This window comes from Streptomyces sp. NPDC097981 (genome assembly GCF_040302565.1).
Classification (GTDB): Bacteria; Actinomycetota; Actinomycetes; order Streptomycetales; family Streptomycetaceae; genus Streptomyces.
In genome coordinates, this window is sequence record NZ_JBEORW010000020.1 from 15534 (window position 1) to 32547 (window position 17014).

General features: G+C 72.8%; 14 protein-coding genes. 11 read left to right on the top strand and 3 right to left on the bottom strand.

All coding sequences use genetic code 11. From position 1 onward, the window contains the following. Nucleotides 1-213 precede the first annotated feature (213 nt). A complete protein-coding gene (locus ABTY04_RS20255) occupies nt 214-2346 on the top strand; it encodes a PIG-L family deacetylase (protein ID WP_352214721.1) in 2133 nt (710 codons plus the stop codon). A 255-nt stretch (nt 2347-2601) separates the two neighbouring features. After that, on the top strand, nt 2602-4692 hold the full coding sequence (locus ABTY04_RS20260; protein ID WP_352214722.1) for a PIG-L family deacetylase: 2091 nt from the start codon (nt 2602-2604) through the stop codon (nt 4690-4692). A 139-nt stretch (nt 4693-4831) separates the two neighbouring features. On the opposite strand, the gene glnA2 is transcribed toward ABTY04_RS20260, so the two are convergent. Further along, the gene (glnA2, locus tag ABTY04_RS20265) at nt 4832-6193 is read right to left on the bottom strand and encodes a gamma-glutamylpolyamine synthetase GlnA2 (protein WP_266788554.1); all 1362 of its coding nucleotides are present in this window, start codon (nt 6191-6193) and stop codon (nt 4832-4834) included. 173 nt (nt 6194-6366) lie between these two features. Between glnA2 and ABTY04_RS20270 the strand changes: the two genes are divergently transcribed. From ABTY04_RS20270 to ABTY04_RS20285, 4 genes are all read left to right on the top strand, one after another. After that, nucleotides 6367-6747 carry a hypothetical protein gene (locus ABTY04_RS20270; RefSeq protein ID WP_352214723.1) on the top strand — a complete coding sequence of 127 codons (381 nt, stop codon included), beginning with the start codon at nt 6367-6369 and terminating at the stop codon, nt 6745-6747. 68 nt (nt 6748-6815) lie between these two features. Next, nucleotides 6816-7502 carry a thioredoxin-like domain-containing protein gene (locus ABTY04_RS20275; protein ID WP_352214724.1) on the top strand — a complete coding sequence of 229 codons (687 nt, stop codon included), beginning with the start codon at nt 6816-6818 and terminating at the stop codon, nt 7500-7502. Then, nucleotides 7499-8266 carry a DUF305 domain-containing protein gene (locus ABTY04_RS20280; RefSeq protein ID WP_352214725.1) on the top strand — a complete coding sequence of 256 codons (768 nt, stop codon included), beginning with the start codon at nt 7499-7501 and terminating at the stop codon, nt 8264-8266. The genes ABTY04_RS20275 and ABTY04_RS20280 overlap by 4 nt, the downstream gene beginning before the upstream one ends. A gap of 121 nt (nt 8267-8387) precedes the next feature. Then, nucleotides 8388-8807 carry a CBS domain-containing protein gene (locus ABTY04_RS20285; protein ID WP_352214726.1) on the top strand — a complete coding sequence of 140 codons (420 nt, stop codon included), beginning with the start codon at nt 8388-8390 and terminating at the stop codon, nt 8805-8807. On the opposite strand, the gene ABTY04_RS20290 is transcribed toward ABTY04_RS20285, so the two are convergent. Further along, nucleotides 8792-9052: a hypothetical protein gene (locus ABTY04_RS20290; RefSeq protein ID WP_352214727.1), complete on the bottom strand. Its 261-nt coding sequence runs from the start codon at nt 9050-9052 to the stop codon at nt 8792-8794. The two genes, ABTY04_RS20285 and ABTY04_RS20290, sit on opposite strands and share 16 nt — an antisense overlap. A gap of 50 nt (nt 9053-9102) precedes the next feature. On the opposite strand from ABTY04_RS20290, the gene ABTY04_RS20295 reads away from it, so the two are divergent. From ABTY04_RS20295 to ABTY04_RS20310, 4 genes are all read left to right on the top strand, one after another. After that, nucleotides 9103-9603, top strand: a complete 501-nt coding sequence (locus tag ABTY04_RS20295; protein ID WP_352214728.1) for a hypothetical protein — start codon at nt 9103-9105, stop codon at nt 9601-9603. Nucleotides 9604-9715: 112 nt separating this feature from the next. After that, the gene (locus ABTY04_RS20300; RefSeq protein WP_352214729.1) at nt 9716-11359 is read left to right on the top strand and encodes a multicopper oxidase family protein; all 1644 of its coding nucleotides are present in this window, start codon (nt 9716-9718) and stop codon (nt 11357-11359) included. A gap of 122 nt (nt 11360-11481) precedes the next feature. After that, a complete protein-coding gene (locus ABTY04_RS20305; protein WP_352214730.1) occupies nt 11482-12747 on the top strand; it encodes a DUF4190 domain-containing protein in 1266 nt (421 codons plus the stop codon). Between the two features lie 76 nt (nt 12748-12823). Further along, nucleotides 12824-14578 carry an NAD+ synthase gene (locus ABTY04_RS20310; protein ID WP_352214731.1) on the top strand — a complete coding sequence of 585 codons (1755 nt, stop codon included), beginning with the start codon at nt 12824-12826 and terminating at the stop codon, nt 14576-14578. A 103-nt stretch (nt 14579-14681) separates the two neighbouring features. Here the strand turns inward: ABTY04_RS20310 and ABTY04_RS20315 are convergent, their stop codons facing one another. Then, nucleotides 14682-15710, bottom strand: a complete 1029-nt coding sequence (locus ABTY04_RS20315) for an endonuclease/exonuclease/phosphatase family protein (protein ID WP_352214732.1) — start codon at nt 15708-15710, stop codon at nt 14682-14684. 339 nt (nt 15711-16049) lie between these two features. Between ABTY04_RS20315 and panB the strand changes: the two genes are divergently transcribed. Then, complete coding sequence (gene panB / locus ABTY04_RS20320) at nt 16050-16910, top strand: 3-methyl-2-oxobutanoate hydroxymethyltransferase (RefSeq protein ID WP_352214733.1); 861 nt, start codon at nt 16050-16052, stop codon at nt 16908-16910. Nucleotides 16911-17014 lie beyond the last annotated feature (104 nt).

Consider the following 17014-nt stretch of genomic DNA (forward strand, 5'->3'; position numbering starts at 1 on the left):
CCCCTTCCGCAGGCCGGCCCCTGGGACCCGGCGCAGCCGCCGGCGGGCGGAACGGCGCACGCCTCGGCGGGATCGGAGTGGGACCCGGCGGGCGGACCGGCCGGGCCCGCCCGGGGCCCGGCGCGGCCCGAGCAGTTCCCTCCCGGCGCGGGTGCGGCGGCACCTGACGGCCCGTCCGCCCTGTCCGGCAACGACTCCCGGCAGGGTGCGCCCGTGCATGCCGACCGGCCGACGACCCGTACCACCGCCGGCGGCAATCGCGGCGGCCGCCGCACCGCACGGCGGGGGGCCCGGTTCGTCAAGGTCGTGGCCTTCTGCGCCGCCACCGCCGCCTGCACCATGCTCGTACTCCGCGGCAACGCCGCGCTCGGCGGCCTCGGCCACCGCACGGCGGCCGCCCCGCCTGCCGCCGCCGACGCGCCCGACCCCGGCCGCGTACTGCAGGTCGTCGCCCACCCCGACGACGACCTGTACTTCATGAACCCCGACCTCCAGTACTCCATAACCGCCGGACACCCCGTCACCACGGTCTACCTCACCGCCGGCGAGGCCGACGGCATCAACGCCACCGAGGGCAAGCAGGCCTCCACCCCGCCCAACAAGCCCGCCTACGCCGAGGCCCGCCAGAACGGCATACGCGCCGCCTACGCCAAGATGGCCACCGGCAACCGCAGCAGCGCCTGGAAGCGCACCGTCGTCCCCACCAAGGGCGGCGGCCACGCCGAGGTCGACGTCCTCGTCGCCAAACCCGAGGTCAACCTCGTCTGGCTGCAGATGCGCGAGGCCGGCACCGTCTACGACAGCGCCCCCGACAGCCTGCACGGCCTGTGGGACGGCAAAGTGGCACGGCTGGAGTCGGTGCTCGCCTCCGCCACCCCCGTCAAGCAGCGCTTCTCGTACTCGAAGGAGCAGGTCGTCCAGACCCTCGTCGGCGTCCTGGAGCAGTACAAGCCGACCACCGTCCGCGCCCAGGACCCCACCCCCGGCCGTTTTCCCGACACCAAGCGGTACACCGACCACCAGGACCACTTCTACGGGGCCCGCTTCGTGCAGGCCGCCCTGGCCGCGTACGCGAAGGACGTGAAGGAGCGCCCGCACTTCGCGGTGCAGAACTACCTCGGCTACTTCAACGGCTCCCTGCCCAGCGCCCTGGACCCGGACGAGGCCAAGGAGAAACTGGACATCCTGGACACCTACGCCTGGCTCGACAAGCAGAACCACTGCGGCAGCGACGCCGGCTGCGGAGACCTCAAGGTCGCCGACCACCCCGCCGGCAACGGCTGGACCTCGACCGTCAACTACGCCCGCGGCACCAGCACCTCCTGGCTGGTCTCCGACAAGAAGCACGGCCTGTGGGCTTTCAAGGTGCTCGACGGCCAGGTCGCCCTGTGGCACCGCTCCGGTCCGATCGGCGCCTGGAGCGGTCCACGCCTGCTGCCCGGCACCGGCATGGACCCTGGCGTGTCGACCGCCACCCTGCCCGACGGGCGGATCGCCGCCTTCGGCACCCGCACCTCCTTCGGCGCGCGGCCCGCGGACTACCGGCGCGAGGTGGTGTACGCGGTCCAGAAGGGCCAGGACACGGAGGAGTTCGGGGACTGGCAGTCACTGGGCACGCCCGAGACCGCCGACGAGAACTGGACCTCCGACATCAGCGCCCCCGCCGTCTCGGTCGACGGCACCGGGCAGTTGGCGGTGTTCGTCCGCGACGGCGCGTCCACGCTGCGCGGGCGGGTGCAGCCGGCGAACGGCGGTTGGGGGCCGTGGGCCCAGTACGGCGGAGCCGATCTGCACGGCACCCCGGCCACCGCCACGGACGGCGCCGGGCGGCGCATGGTGTTCGCGGCCACCACCAAGTCGGTGCTCGGCTGGGCGCAGTCCGGGCCGGGTGCGCCGCTGGGGACGGCCGCCCCCACGGGGCTGCCGGACACGACGCTCCCGCTCACCGCGGAGGGGCGCGAGGGCGGGGTGCGGCTGTGGTTCCGCAAGCCGGGCTCGGGCAATGTCCGCACCGCCCTGGTGACGGGTGACGGCGGGTTGAAGACGAACGGCCTCACCGACCTCGGCGGGCTCCGGGGCTTCGGCCCGGTGACGGCGAGCGGGCACGTGCTGGCCGGCCGTGCGGCGGGCGGTCAACTGGGGTCGGACCTCGGGTCCGGGCGGCCGTGGGAGCGGTCGGCGCTGATGTTCGTCGGGGCCCCTTCGTCCACGATGACGGGCAGTAACCTGGTCAACCTGGCGGTGGTGGGGCTCGACGCCCGGCTGTACGTGACCTCGTCGGCGGACGGTGCGGACGCACATCTGGCGCCGTGGCTGCCGGTGGGTCCGCGCAACACCGGCCGCTAGAGGCGTACGCACGGCGCGAACGGGGGCGAACGGTACGAACGGGGCGGCCCAAGTGCGTCCACATGCGGGGCGCTTACCGGGAGCGGAAACACACAGGGCACAATCACTTCCGGTCGTTTTCGGAAAGCAGGAGTCATCGATCGCATCGGCGAACCAAGTACCCCGATTTGGCCTCTCACTGACTGCACTGCATGAACCGACTGCACTGACCGCTCGGCGGTTCTTCCCGCCCGGAACGACCCCAAGGCGTGACCGATGCCGATGACCCGTCGCCGCTTCCTTCTTGCCGCCATCCTTCCCGTACTCACCGTCGGCGCCACCGGCGTGCTCGCCGTCGCCACCGGCCAGCAGACGTCGGCAGAGGCCACCCAGGAGCACAACCAGGCGTTCGCGCTCCCGGCGAGCACCACCGCCGGATCGGTCGTGCAGGTCGTCGCCCACCCCGACGACGACCTGTTCTTCATGAACCCGGACCTCAGCCGGTCGCTGACGGCCGGCCTCCAGCTCACCACCGTCTACCTGACCTCCGGCGAGGCCGACGGCCGCAACGAGGCCAACGGGGCCGGCGCCAAGGACCCGGAGCAGCCCGCCGACCGCGCCCACTACGCGGAGGCCCGGCAGAACGGCATCCGCTCCGCGTACGCCCAGATGGCCACCGGGGACCGCACCAGCCCGTGGAAGCGCACGGTCATACCCACCGCGGGCGGCGGCCAGGCCGAGCTCGACGTCCTGATCGCACGGCCGAAGGTCAACCTGGTCTGGCTGCAGCTGCGCGAGGCCCGCAACCCCACCGCGGAGAACCCGGACAGCCTGCGCGGCCTGTGGAACGGCAAGATACCCGCGCTCGGCGCCCAGCTGGCCTCCGGAACCCCGGTCAAGCAGCCGTATGCGTACACCAAGGACCAGGTGGTCCAGGCGATAGCCGGGCTGCTCGCGCAGTACAAGCCGACGACGATACGCATGCAGGACCCGACGCCGGGCCGGTACCAGGACACCGGCAAGTACACCGACCACCAGGACCACATGTACGGCGCCCGCTTCGTGCAGGCCGCCACCGTCGCGTACGCCGCCCAGGTCGCCGACCGCCCGCGGTTCTCGGTGCAGAACTACCTCGGCTACCACAACGGCGCCCTCCCGCACGCCCTGGACCCGCAGACGGCCGAGACGAAGATCGGCTACCTCAAGACGTACGCCTGGCTCGACCACGAGGACTACTGCGGCAGCCCCTCGGGCTGCGGCGACCGCAAGGTGGCGGGCAGCCCCACCGGCCGCAACTGGGCCCAGTCGCTGCGCTACGCCCGCGCCGACAGCACCTCGTGGATGGCGGCGGGCACCCCCGGCCGGCTCTACGCCTTCGCAGCGCTGGACGGGCAGATGGCCGTCTGGACCCGGCAGAGCGGCACGGCCGGCTGGACCGGCCCGGCCCTGCTCCCCGGCACCGGCATCGACCCGGGCGCGAGCACCGCCCGCCTCCCCGACGGCCGCATCGCGGTCCTCGCCACCCGGACGAGCTTCGGCCCGGTGCCGGCGGACTACCGGCGCGAGATCGTGTACGCCGTCCAGTCCGCGCCGGACGGCCCGTTCGGGCCGTGGCAGCCGCTCGGCACCCCCGAGGGCGCCGACGAGGACGGCACCTCCTCGATCAGCGCCCCCTCGGCGGCCGTGGCCCCGGACGGCCGGCTGACCGTCTACGTCCGCGACTCGCACCGCACCCTGCGCGCCCGCGATCAGCAGCCGGACGGCACCTTCGGCCCTTGGCAGCGCCTGGGCGGCGAGGACCTCCAGAGCGACCCGGTGACGGCGGTCGATGCCGCCGGGCGGCGGCAGGTGTACGCCACCACCAGCAAGTCGGTCCTGGCCTGGACCCAGCCCGTCCCGGGCGCCCCGCTCGAAGGACCCTTCCCGACGGGCCTGCCGGCGACCACGGTCCCGCTCTCGGCGGCTCCGGAGGGCGCGGGCATCCGGCTCTACTTCCGCCGCCCCGACTCGGGCGTCGTCCGTACGGCCCTGGTCACGGCGGGCTCCGGCAAGCCCCAGGTGTCGAGCGTCTCGGAGGCCGGCGGCCGGGCGGGCTACGGCGCGATCAGCGTCGCGGGCCGCCTCCTGTCGGGCCGCGCGGACACGGGCACGATCAGCACGACGGGCCTCGGCGGACCGCCGGCGTGGACGGAGTCGCAGATGCTCTACACGGGCGCCCCGGCCGGCATCCTCGAACCGGCGGGCGCGACGACGACGGCGGTCCTGGGCCTGGACGCGGAACTCCACATCACCACGACCCCACCCGCTTCCCCGGACCCCACCCGCCCCGCCCGCACCACCTGGCACCGAGCGGTCCGCCCGGCCTGACCCGCGCCCCACGAACAAGGGCCTTCCGACGGCCCGTGTCCGCGTCCCGGACCTCGGCGCGGCAGACGACTCCGGGCCGGTGGTCGATGACCACCGGCCCGGAGTGTCCTGCGCACCTCGGAAGGGCTCTGACCTGGGGTTAGAGCACCGGGAGGTTCTTGCGGAGTTCGAAGGCCGTGACCTCCGAGCGGTACTCCTCCCACTCCTGCTTCTTGTTGCGCAGGAAGAAGTCGAAGACGTGCTCGCCGAGGGTTTCGGCGACCAGTTCGCTCCGTTCCATCAGGGAGATGGCCTCGCCGAGGTTCTGCGGGAGGGGTTCGATGCCCATCGCGCGGCGTTCGGCGTCGGAGAGGGCCCAGACGTCGTCGTCGGCGCCCGCCGGGAGTTCGTAGCCCTCCTCGATGCCCTTGAGGCCGGCGGCCAGCAGGACGGCGTAGGTGAGGTACGGGTTGGCCCCGGAGTCGATCGAGCGGACCTCGACGCGGGAGGAGCCCGTCTTGCCCGGCTTGTACATCGGGACGCGGATCAGGGCCGAGCGGTTGTTGTGGCCCCAGCAGATGTACGAGGGGGCCTCGCCGCCGGAGCCGGCCGTGCGGGAGGAGCCGCCCCAGATGCGCTTGTACGAGTTGACCCACTGGTTGGTGACCGCCGCCGTCTCCGCCGCGTGGCGCAGGAGGCCTGCGATGAAGGAGCGGCCCACCTTCGAGAGCTGGTACTCGGCACCCGACTCGTAGAAGGCGTTGCGGTCCCCCTCGAAGAGGGAGAGGTGGGTGTGCATGCCCGAGCCGGGGTACTCCGAGAAGGGCTTCGGCATGAAGGTGGCCTGGACGCCCTGTTCGAGCGCGACCTGCTTCATGACGAGGCGGAAGGTCATGATGTTGTCCGCCGTGGAGAGCGCGTCCGCGTAGCGGAGGTCGATCTCCTGCTGCCCCGGCGCGCCCTCGTGGTGGCTGAACTCGACCGAGATGCCCATGGATTCGAGCATGGTGATCGCCTGGCGGCGGAAGTCCATGCCGACGTTCTGCGGAGTGTGGTCGAAATAGCCGGAGTTGTCCGCCGGTACCGGGCGGGTCCCGTCCAGCGGCTTGTCCTTCAGCAGGAAGAACTCGATCTCGGGGTGGGTGTAGAAGGTGAAGCCGAGGTCGGAGGTCTTGTTCAGGATGCGCTTGAGCACATACCGCGGGTCCGCGAAGGAGGGGGAGCCGTCCGGCATCAGGATGTCGCAGAACATCCGGGCGGTCCCGGGCGCCTCTGCACGCCACGGCAGTATCTGGAACGTGCTGGGGTCCGGCTTGGCGATCATGTCGGACTCGTAGACCCGGGCGAAGCCCTCGATGGCCGATCCGTCGAAGCCGATGCCCTCGTCGAAGGCCTGCTCCAGCTCGGCGGGAGCGACCGCGACGGACTTCAGGAAGCCCAGTACGTCGGTGAACCACAGGCGCACGAACCGGATGTCGCGCTCCTCAAGCGTCCGGAGGACGAATTCCTGCTGCTTGTCCATGCCTTCATCCTCGCAGTTCAGACGGCCTGTGTACCACCTCCCCCGAGGGCGGGGGCACGGTCGGGCGGGTCCAGTATCGCCAGCCGCGGTTTCCGCCACATTACGCACCTCTGAAAGCTCGTGGCACCCCCGCACTGACCTCGGGCCCGTCATGAGCATTACCATCTGCGCCCATGGGGGGCTGGGAGCACATGCGGCACGGGCGCATCGGGCGTCACGTGCCTCGGCGTGCCGTCATCGCGGTGGCCCTTTCCGTGCTGCTCGGAGCGCTGTTCCTGTGTGCACGGCCGGGCGAGCCGCACGCCGCCGCGGCCTCCGTACACGTCCACCCGCACGGGGCGCATGCCGTCTGCGTGTCCCCCGACGAGCTGCCCGGCTGCTCCCCCTTCTCCCACGTGGCCCCCGGCGTGCTGCCCGCCCCGCCGCCCGCGGCGACCGTGGCGGGCCCCGCCCCGGATCCCGTCGTGCATCCCGCCGGCGGCGGCCCGGCCCGGCCGCACGGGACGCTCGCCCGCGCCCCCGACCTCCATGCCCTGCAAGTGCTGCGGACCTGACCGGTCCGGGCGCCGTACCGCGCTCCACCGGATCCCCCCACCCCCCTCAGCAGAAGGATTCAGGGCACATGGCCAGCAGCACCTCCCCCGACAACAGCTCCCGTCAGGCGCGCATAGCCGAGATGCGCCGCGCCGAGCGGTCCCGTGACCGGCGCAACAAGGCCGTCGCGATCACCGCCTCCACGGCGGTCGTCGCGGGGCTCGTCGGATTCGGCGCGTGGGTGATGATCGACCAGAAGGAGAAGAAGGACGCCGCGGCCGCGGCGGTCCGCAAGGCCGAGGCAGCCGCGGCGGAGGCCCGCAAGACCCCGGTGGCCGGCGAGCAGACGTGGGACGCGAAGAGCCTGGGCCGCAACCACGTCGAGACCCCGGTGAAGTACCCGATGAACCCGCCGGTCGGCGGCGACCACAGCCCCCGCTGGATGAACTGCAACGGCGACGTCTACAAGAACCCCGTCCCCGAGGTGAACGCCGTCCACTCGATGGAGCACGGCGCGGTCTGGGTGACGTACAACGAGAAGGCGGCCAAGGCCGACCTCGACACGCTCGCCGGGAAGGTGTCCAAGACCCCGTACACGCTGATGAGCCCGGACAAGGAGCAGGCCGGCACCATCATGCTGAGCGCCTGGGGCAAGCAGCTGACCGTGGACAAGGCGGATGACCCCCGGGTCGCGCAGTTCCTCACCAAGTACGTGCAGGGCGAGCAGACCCCCGAGCCGGGCGCGGCCTGCACCAACGGGCTGGCCGAGAAGTGACCCGTACGTACTGGGCGGCCGGGACCGCCGTCCTGCTCGCACTGGTGTTCGCGGTGGCGGCCACGGTCGGCGCCGCGAGCGGCGGCGACGGCCAGGGCGGCGGGTCCGCTGCGGCCGCCCGCGCACCGGGCCTCTACTCGGCGGACGCGGGCTTCGCCCGGGACATGGCTGTGCACCACCAGCAGGCGGTGGAGATGTCGTTCATCGTGCGGGACCACACCAAGGACGAGCCGGTACGCGGGCTCGCGTACGACATCGCCAACACCCAGGCCAACCAGCGGGGCATGCTGCTGGGCTGGCTGGACCTGTGGGGGCTGCCGAAGGTGGTGGCCGACGAGCCGCCGATGTCCTGGATGGGGTCGGACGGCGGGCACGGCGGCGGCCACGCCGGGCACGGCACGGGGGACATGAGCGGGCACGGCGCGGGCGACATGAGCGGGCACGACATGGGCGACATGGGTGACATGGCCGGGCACGACATGGGCGGCGCCGCCGCCAAGCCCGGCGCGCTGATGCCCGGCATGGCCACCAAGGAGGAGCTCGCGCAGCTCGGCAACGCCGAGGGCAGGGACGCGGAGGTGCTCTACCTCCAGCTGATGACCGACCACCACAAGGGCGGCGTCGCGATGGCCCGGGGCTGTGCGGCGCAGTGCGCGACCCCCGCCGAGCGGGCGCTGGCCCAGGGCATGGTCGAGGCGCAGCAGTCGGAGCTCACCCTGATGGCGGACATGCTGAAACAGCGCGGAGCTGCGCCGCGCGGGTGACGGGCAGCGCCCGTACGGTGGTGGGAGGCGCCCTCATCAGGCCCTCCCCCCACCGGCCTCCCGAGGGTGCCGGGCGGGCGCAGCCGCGCCCGGCCGCATCGGCGTCAAGGGAGGACAGCCAATGACCACCGCGGCAGACATCATGCACCCCGGGGCCCAGTGGATCCCCGCCACCGCGACTCTGGACAAGGCCGCTCAGCTGATGAGCCGGCTCAATGTGGGCGCACTGCCCATCAGCGATGCCGCCGAGCGGCTGTGCGGCATCATCACCGACCGCGACATCGTCGTGAACTGTGTGGCCCAGGGTCTGAACCCGACCGAGCTGACCTGCGGTGACATGGCCCAGGGCACCCCGCGCTGGATCGACGCGGGCGCGGACGTCTCCGACGTCCTGGGCGAGATGGAGAGCCACCGCATCAAGCGGCTCCCGGTCATCAAGGACAAGAAGCTGGTCGGCATGATCAGCGAGGCCGACCTGGCCCAGCACCTCGACGAACACCAGCTGGCGGGCTTCGTCGAGAAGGTCTACGCGAGGCGCTGACCCGGCTCCCGCACCCCAGCCTCCAGGACCGCCCGTGCCACCCGGCCCGGGCGGTCCAGCATGACCAGGCGCCCCGCCGGTTCGACGACCTCGCATCGGGCGCCGAGCCGGTCGGCCGGCGCCGCCTGGCGTTCCAGCCACCGCAGGGCCGACCGCCCGGCCGAGCCGTCGTACCCGGCGAGGACGGTGGCGGGCGCGGCCGGCGGGCACGGCCGGCGGGCGCCCGGTCCGCAGCGCCTCAACACGGCGGAGCCGGTCCTACGATCGGGTACCCGCCCGGGGTAGGGTTCCGCCCATGACGCGCCCTGCCCTGCGCACCGCCCAGCGAGCCGCCCGGTGGCCCCGGCTGCTGCTGCTCGCTGCGCTGCTCCTGGGCATCGTCACCATGCACACCCTGGGCCATCCGAGTCGGTCCCACACCATGGAGGACGCGGCCCCGCTCGCCGCCGTTGCCTCAGCCGGGCGTGCCGCCGACCACATGACGGGCCCCGCCCCGGACCACGGCACCGGCCTCGCGAAGGGACACGGTGCCGCCGCGCCGACGGGCACGGCTCAGGCGTCCGGGGACCGGCGGCCCGCCGCCGAGGCCCCGCCGCACGGCACCGGCATGGACCCCATGTCGGTGTGTCTGGCCGTGCTGGGCGGACTCACCCTGCTGATCCTGGGCGCCGGACCGGCCGGCCTCCGCGACACCGCGCCGCTCGGGGGCGCGGCCCGCGCGCCGGGCCGGTCCGGCGGGCCGGATCCGCCCTCTCCCCGCGAACTCCTCACCCGGCTGGCGGTACTGCGCGTATAGCGACGGGCCCGCTGCCGCCCCCGCATGCCCGCGGCGCGCCTGCGCGAAGGGCCGGAGCGGCGGCAGCAGACGGCGCCCACCCGCTCGTACGACCACACCACGAGGTGCTTCCATGCGCTCTCTTCCCACCCGCCGCGCCGTTCTCGGCGCCTCCGCCGCCCTCGCCGGTTCGGGGCTGCTCGCCGCCTGCTCCGACGGTTCCGGCACCGCCGGCATGGACCACGGCTCCATGGACCACGGCTCCATGAACCACGGCGGCCCCTCCGCCGCCGCCACACCGGGCGGCTACGTCGACCCCGCCGGGCCCGAGGTCCGGGCCGCCGAGGCGGCCCGCAAGGCCGCCGGACCGGTCTCCGAGGTCAAGCTGACCGCCACCGCGACCCCGCTCGACCTCGGCGGCGGGCTCACCGTCCGCTCCTGGGCGTACGGGGATGGGCTGCCCGGCCGGGAGGTCCGCGTCGCCGCGGGCGGCACCCTGGCCCTGACCCTGGCCAACAACCTCCCGGAGGCCACCTCCCTGCACTGCCACGGCATCGCCCTGCGCAACGACATGGACGGGGTCCCGGGCCTGACCCAGCGGGACATCGCGCCGGGCGGGTCCTTCACGTACCGGTTCGCCGTCCCGCACCCGGGGACGTACTGGTTCCACCCGCACACGGGCGCCCAGCAGGACCGCGGCCTGTACGCCCCGCTCATCGTCGAGGACCCGAGGGAGCCCCTCTCCTACGACAAGGAGTGGGTGGTGGTCCTGGACGACTGGATGGACGGGGTGGACGGCTCCACCCCGGACGCGGTCCTGGCCGAACTCCGCAAGGGCATGGGCACGGGGTCCGGCCAGGCATCCGGGGCGGGCGGGCACGCGGGCCACGGCGGCGCCACCGCCCCGCAGACCCCGGCCGTCGGCGGCGGGCCCTCGCGGATGCTCATGGGCGGGGACAGCAACGTCCTCGGCAAGGACCCGGGTGATGTCGCGTACCCGCACTACCTGGTCAACGGCCGGACGGCACAGGACCCGTCGGTCTTCACCGCCAAGCCCGGAGACCGGATCCGGCTGCGGATCGTGAACGCGGGGGCGGACACCGCCTTCCGGATCGCCCTCGGCGGCCACGAACTGACGGTCACCCACACCGACGGCTACCCGGTGACGCACACGAAGACCGGCTCCCTGCTGCTCGGCATGGGCGAGCGGTACGACGTCCTGGTCACCGCGCAGGACGGGGTGTTCCCGCTCACCGCGCTCGCCGAGGGCAAGGGCGCGTCGGCATCGGCGCTCGCCCTGCTGCGCACCGGGGCGGGAACGGCGCCCACCGCCGAGACCCGGCCCGCCGAACTGGCCGCGACGCCGCTGACGGCGGACGGGCTGCGCGCCGCGGAGCCCGTCCGGCTGGCGGGCCGCAAGCCGGACCGCACCATCACCCTCACGCTGACCGGGGGGATGGAGAAGTACGACTGGGCCTTCGACGGCAAGCCGTACACGGCGGACCAGCGGCATCCGGTGCAGGCGGGCGAACGGGTGCGGCTGGAGTTCGCCAACTCGACGACGATGTGGCACCCGCTGCACCTGCACGGGCACACCTTCGCCCTGGGCGGCGGCGGTGACGCGGGCGGCGCCCGCAAGGACACCGCGCTGATCCTGCCGGGCAGGAAGCTGACGGTGGACTTCGACGCCGACAACCCCGGGCTGTGGATGGTGCATTGCCACAACGTGTACCACGCGGAGGCCGGGATGATGACGGTGCTCGGCTACCGGCGATAGCCTTCCGCGGGGCTGCGGCCCCCGGCCTGCGGGCCGGGGCCAAACCCCATTGGAGCCCGTCCGGGGCGCGTGGCAGGCTGGTGATCACTACGCACACCACCTCGTGAGGACTCCCGCCAGGCATGAGCACGCCCCCGAACCCTCCCAGCAGCCCGTCCGGTCCGCCGACGGAGCCCGTGGGCACGCCCGTACCGGAGCCGGCACAGCCGCTGTCGCTGAGCAAGACCCCGGCACCCGAGCCCACGCCCGAACCCGAGCCGGCGCAGCCGCTGCCGCTGTCGCTGAGCAAGACCCCGGAGTCCGTGCCCACGCCGACGCCGAAACCGGAAGCAGGACCCGAGTCCGCGCCCGCACCGGCACCGGTGCCGGCACCGGCACCGGCACCGGCAGCCGAGCCCGCGCCGCAGCCCGCCGCGGCCCCGGAGGCGGTCCCCGCCGCCGTGCCGCAACCCGGGCCCGTACCGGCGGCCGCGCCCGCCGCGCCCGCCGGCGCCTTCGCGCCGCCCGCGCCCATGCCGCCCCCGGCCGCCCCGGGTCCCGCGTTCGGCGCGCCGGTGCCGCCCACCAACCCCTGGGGTGCCCACGCCGGCCACGGCGCCACCCCCGGCAACCCGTGGGGCGCGCCCGCCCCGACCACGAACGGCCTGGCCGTCGCTGCTCTCACCATCGGCATCGCCGCCGTGGTCATCGGCCTCATCCCGTTCGTCTTCTGGGCGGGCTTCCTCCTCGCCGTGGTCGGCATCGGCATCGGCATCGGCGCCCTCGTACGCGCCTCGGACGGCGCCGGCCGCAAGACGATGGCCGTCGTGGGCACGGTCTTGGCCGTACTCGGCCTCGGCGCCTCGGTCGGCGGCCTCCTCCTCACCGGCCTCATCATCAAGAAGACCGCCGCCCACCGGCTCGACGACGACCGGAACCCCCCGGCCGACCTCCGCCACAGCATGCCGCCGTACCCGAGGACGTCGCCCACGCCCACGCCCTCGCCCTCCCAGGTCCCCGGCATGACGACCCCGCTGCCGTTCGGCGAAACGTTCACGTACCCGAACGGGATCAAGGTGAGCCTCTCCGCGCCGAAGAAGTACGTCACGAAGAACAAGTACTCCGAGGTGGGCAACGCGGTGGAGATGACGCTCACCATCACCAACGGCTCGTCCGCCGCGCACAACGTCATCTACGCGATGCCCAACGTCCGCGACGAGAAGGGCATGACGGCCAAGCTCGTCTTCGACGGCGACGTCCCGAAGATGATCAGGGGCGACATCCTGCCGGGCGAGTCCGCCAGCGGGGTCGTCGCCTTCGAGGTGCCGGAGGGCACCGAGCGCATCAGCGCCGACATCTCGCCCGGGATCATGCTGCCCAACGCGAAGTTCAGCGGCTCGATCGGCTGACCGGACCGGCCGGAAGACAGACCGGGAATGCCGGGGCCCAGGACATCGCGTCAGAAAGACGATTAGACTGGGCCCCGTGCCTCAACTTCGCCTCGCTCTGAATCAGATCGACTCGCAGGTCGGCAACATCGCCGCCAACGCCGACTCGGTCGTCCACTGGACCCGGCACTCCGCCGAGCAGGGCGCCCACCTCGTGGCGTTCCCGGAGATGATGCTGACCGGGTACCCCGTCGAGGACCTCGCCCTGCGCGGCTCCTTCGTCGAGGCCTCCCGCACCGCGCTGCGCGACCTCGCGCAGCGGCTGGCTGCCGAGGGCTTCGGCGAACTGCCGGTCGTCGTCGGCTACCTCGACCGTACGGAGCAGGCCGCCCCGCGGCTCGGCCGCCCCGCCGGCTCCCCGGAGAACGCGGCCGCCGTGCTGTACGGCGGGAAGGTCGTCCTCCGCTTCGCCAAGCACCACCTCCCCAACTACGGCGTGTTCGACGAGTTCCGGTACTTCGTCCCCGGCGGCACCCAGCCGGTGATCCGGGTGCGCGGCGTCGACGTGGCCCTGGCGATCTGCGAGGATCTCTGGCAGGAGGGCGGCCGTGTCCCGGCGACCCGCTCCGCCGGGGCCGGCCTGCTGATCTCCGTCAACGCCTCCCCGTACGAGCGCAACAAGGACGACCTGCGCCTCGAACTGGTGCAGAAACGGGCCAAGGAGGCCGGCTGCACCCTCGCCTACCTGGCCATGATCGGCGGCCAGGACGAGCTGGTCTTCGACGGCGACTCGATCGTGGTCGACGGCAGCGGCGAGGTCATCGCGCGCGCCCCGCAGTTCTCCGAGGGCTGCGTCCTCGTGGACCTCGACCTCCCGGCCGCGCGGGCGGACGCCCCCGAGGGCGTCGTCGACGACGGGCTGCGGATCGACCGGGTGGTCCTCTCCGAGGAGCCCGTGGAGCCGTACGAGCCGGTGGTCACCGGCGGCTACGCCGACCGCCTCGACGACGACGAGGAGATCTACGACGCGCTGGTCGTGGGCCTGCGCGCATACGTCAAGAAGAACGGATTCCGCTCCGTCCTGATCGGGCTCTCCGGCGGCATCGACTCCGCTCTCGTCGCCGCCATCGCCTGCGACGCGATCGGCGCGCAGAACGTGTACGGCATCTCGATGCCCTCGAAGTACTCCTCGGACCACTCCAAGGGGGATGCGGCCGGCCTGGCCGAGCGGACCGGCCTGAACTTCCGGACCGTGCCGATCGAGCCGATGTTCGACGCCTACATGGGCTCGTTGGGTCTGACCGGCCTGGCGGAGGAGAACCTCCAGTCCCGGCTGCGCGGCACCATGCTGATGGCGGTGTCCAACCAGGAGGGCCACATCGTGCTGGCCCCGGGCAACAAGTCGGAGCTGGCCGTCGGCTACTCCACCCTGTACGGCGACTCGGTGGGCGCGTACGGCCCGATCAAGGACGTCTACAAGACGGACGTCTTCCGGCTCGCGCGGTACCGCAACCGGGCCGCGGTCGAGCGCGGGGAGACCCCGCCGATCCCGGAGAACTCCATCGTGAAACCGCCGAGCGCCGAGCTGCGCCCGGGCCAGGTGGACACGGACTCGCTGCCCGACTACCCGGTGCTCGACGCGATCCTGGAGCTGTACGTGGACCGCGACCAGGGCATCGAGGAAATCGTCGCGGCCGGCTTCGACCGCGCCCTGGTCGCGAAGACCCTGCGGATGGTGGACACTGCGGAGTACAAGCGCCGCCAGTACCCGCCGGGCACGAAGATCTCCGCGAAGGGCTTCGGCAAGGACCGCCGGCTGCCCATCACGAACGGCTGGCGCGAGCACGCGTAGCCGCTGCGCTCACCCGAACGGGGAAGGGGCCCCGCCGCGATGCGGCGAGGCCCCTTTTCGTCCTGCGCGGGCGGGGCCCCTGGCCCCCGGCCCCCGGCAGCGCCTACTGGCGCACCGTCAGCCGTGCAGCGACCGGCAGGTGGTCGCTGCCGGTGCGCGGGAGGGTCCAGGAGGCCTCCGGCCTGATCCCGCGGACCATGATCTGGTCGATCCGGGCCATCGGGAACCGGGCCGGCCAGCTGAAGCCGAAGCCGTCGCCCGCGGCGCCCTGGGTGGAGCGCATCTGCGAGGTGACCTCGGACAGGGAGCGGTCGTTCATGGTGCCGTTGAGGTCGCCGAGCAGGACGACCTTCTTCAGCGGTTCGGCGGCGAGCGCGGCGCCCAGGGCCCCGGCACTGTTGTCGCGCTGGTTCGCGGTGAAGCCGGCGTTGAGCTTGACCCGGACGGAGGGCAGGTGTGCGGCGAAAACGGCGATCTGGCCGTACGGGCTGTCCACGGTGGCGCGCATGGCGCGGGTCCAGCCCATCTTGATGTCGACGGGCGCGGCGGCGGTCAGCGGGTACTTGCTCCACACACCGACCGTTCCCTCGACGGCGTGGTACTTGTACGTGCCCGCCAGAGCCTGTTCGTAGACGGGGACGACGCCGCCCTTGAGCTCGGTCAGGGCCAGCACGTCGGCCCCGGACCGGGAGACCTGCGCGGCCGTGCCGCGCGGGTCGGGGTTGTCGGCGTCGACGTTGTGGGTGGCGACCACCAGGTTGCCGCCGGAGCCGGACTTGTCGAGGACCAGGCTGCCGAAGAGGTTCACCCATACGACGGCCGTCAGCAGTATCGCGATCAGCGCGGTGGCCGACTTGCGGACGACGGCGGCGGCGAGCAGGAGCGGGACGGCCAGGCCCAGCCAGGGCAGGAAGGTCTCGGTGAGGCTGCCGAGGTTGCCCACGTCGTTCGGCAGTTCGGCATGGAAGATCATGACCAGCGAGATCAGGGCGGCCAGGGCCGCGGTCACGATCCCGCGCCGCCAGATGCCCCGGTCCCGGCGCAGTTCGGCCAGTCGGCGTCGGAGGCGGGATCCGGAGGGCTCGGGCTCCGAGCCGCCGTTCCCCGTCTCCGTCATGTACGCCTGTGCCATGCCACTGCCCTCGCTGCCGTGCTTGCGCTCCGTCCCCGCACCTTGACCCTAGGCGATCGACGAAGCCTTCCGTGCCGTGTTCCGGCCGTACGTCCGGGAGGACGAACGGCCGTGTGGAAGAGGTTCCGCTTGTCACGAAACGCGCATATTCGCTCTCGCGCGCGTCGAATGGCCCGGGAGGGGAACATGAGAGGGCCAGGAGTGGTCCTCGTGTGAGCCAGGAGTGTGACGCACCGGTCTACGCGCCACTTTCGCCACGGCCCGGGCAGGTGCCACCATGGTGGGTGAGTCCGGGGACGCCGTGAGGGCGCCTCGAGATGACATCAAGGAGCAGTTGCAATGACGCATGCCGTTTCGCCTGCCCGCGAAGCCGCCTCCCCCACCCTGTACGGAGGAACGGGCACCCGGCGGATCACCGTCCGCGACCTCACCCTCGCCAAGGAGCGCGGCGAGAAGTGGCCCATGCTCACCGCCTACGACGCGATGACCGCGTCCGTCTTCGACGAGGCCGGCATCCCGGTCATCCTCGTCGGCGACTCCATGGGCAACTGTCACCTCGGCTACGAGAACACCGTCCCCGTGACGATGGACGAGATGACCCTCCTGTCGGCGGCCGTCGTACGGGGCACCAGCCGCGCCCTGGTCATCGGTGACCTGCCGTTCGGCTCGTACCAGGAAGGCGCCGTGCAGGCGCTGCGCAGCGCCACCCGCCTCGTGAAGGAGGCCGGTGTCGGAGCCGTGAAGCTGGAGGGCGGCGAGCGCTCGCTGCACCAGACCGAGCTGATCGTGCAGTCCGGCATCCCCGTCATGTCCCACCTGGGCCTGACCCCGCAGTCCGTGAACGCCATGGGCTACCGGGTGCAGGGCCGCGGCGACGAGGCCGCGCACCAGCTGCTCCGCGATGCCAAGGCGGCGCAGGACGCGGGCGCCTTCGCGGTGGTGCTGGAGCTGGTTCCGGCCGAGCTGGCCGCCGAGGTCACCCGGTCCCTGCACATCCCGACGGTCGGCATCGGCGCCGGCGCGGAGTGCGACGCGCAGGTGCTGGTGTGGACCGACATGATGGGCCTGACCGGCGGGAAGATGCCGAAGTTCGTGAAGCAGTACGCGAACCTCCGCGCGACCATGGGCGACGCGGCGAAGGCCTTCGCCGCGGACGTCGTCGGCGGGACGTTCCCGCAGGCGGAGCACACCTTCCACTGATTCCGCCGACCGGGCGGGCGCCCGGTCCGACAGCCCGCCGACGCGTCGTCGGCGGGCTGTCGGCTTCCCGTCGGCGGGCTGTCGGTCGCCTGTCGGTGCGCTGT

What these genes read in the sequence shown, in the direction of transcription:
- ABTY04_RS20300 (WP_352214729.1), top strand. Translation starts at nt 9,716, where the DNA reads ATGCGCTCTCTTCCCACCCGCCGCGCCGTTCTCGGCGCCTCCGCCGCC.
- glnA2 (WP_266788554.1), bottom strand. Translation starts at nt 6,193, where the DNA reads ATGGACAAGCAGCAGGAATTCGTCCTCCGGACGCTTGAGGAGCGCGAC.
- ABTY04_RS20260 (WP_352214722.1), top strand. Translation starts at nt 2,602, where the DNA reads ATGCCGATGACCCGTCGCCGCTTCCTTCTTGCCGCCATCCTTCCCGTA.
- ABTY04_RS20315 (WP_352214732.1), bottom strand. Translation starts at nt 15,710, where the DNA reads ATGGCACAGGCGTACATGACGGAGACGGGGAACGGCGGCTCGGAGCCC.
- panB (WP_352214733.1), top strand. Translation starts at nt 16,050, where the DNA reads ATGACGCATGCCGTTTCGCCTGCCCGCGAAGCCGCCTCCCCCACCCTG.
- ABTY04_RS20305 (WP_352214730.1), top strand. Translation starts at nt 11,482, where the DNA reads ATGAGCACGCCCCCGAACCCTCCCAGCAGCCCGTCCGGTCCGCCGACG.
- ABTY04_RS20275 (WP_352214724.1), top strand. Translation starts at nt 6,816, where the DNA reads ATGGCCAGCAGCACCTCCCCCGACAACAGCTCCCGTCAGGCGCGCATA.
- ABTY04_RS20285 (WP_352214726.1), top strand. Translation starts at nt 8,388, where the DNA reads ATGACCACCGCGGCAGACATCATGCACCCCGGGGCCCAGTGGATCCCC.
- ABTY04_RS20295 (WP_352214728.1), top strand. Translation starts at nt 9,103, where the DNA reads ATGACGCGCCCTGCCCTGCGCACCGCCCAGCGAGCCGCCCGGTGGCCC.
- ABTY04_RS20270 (WP_352214723.1), top strand. Translation starts at nt 6,367, where the DNA reads ATGGGGGGCTGGGAGCACATGCGGCACGGGCGCATCGGGCGTCACGTG.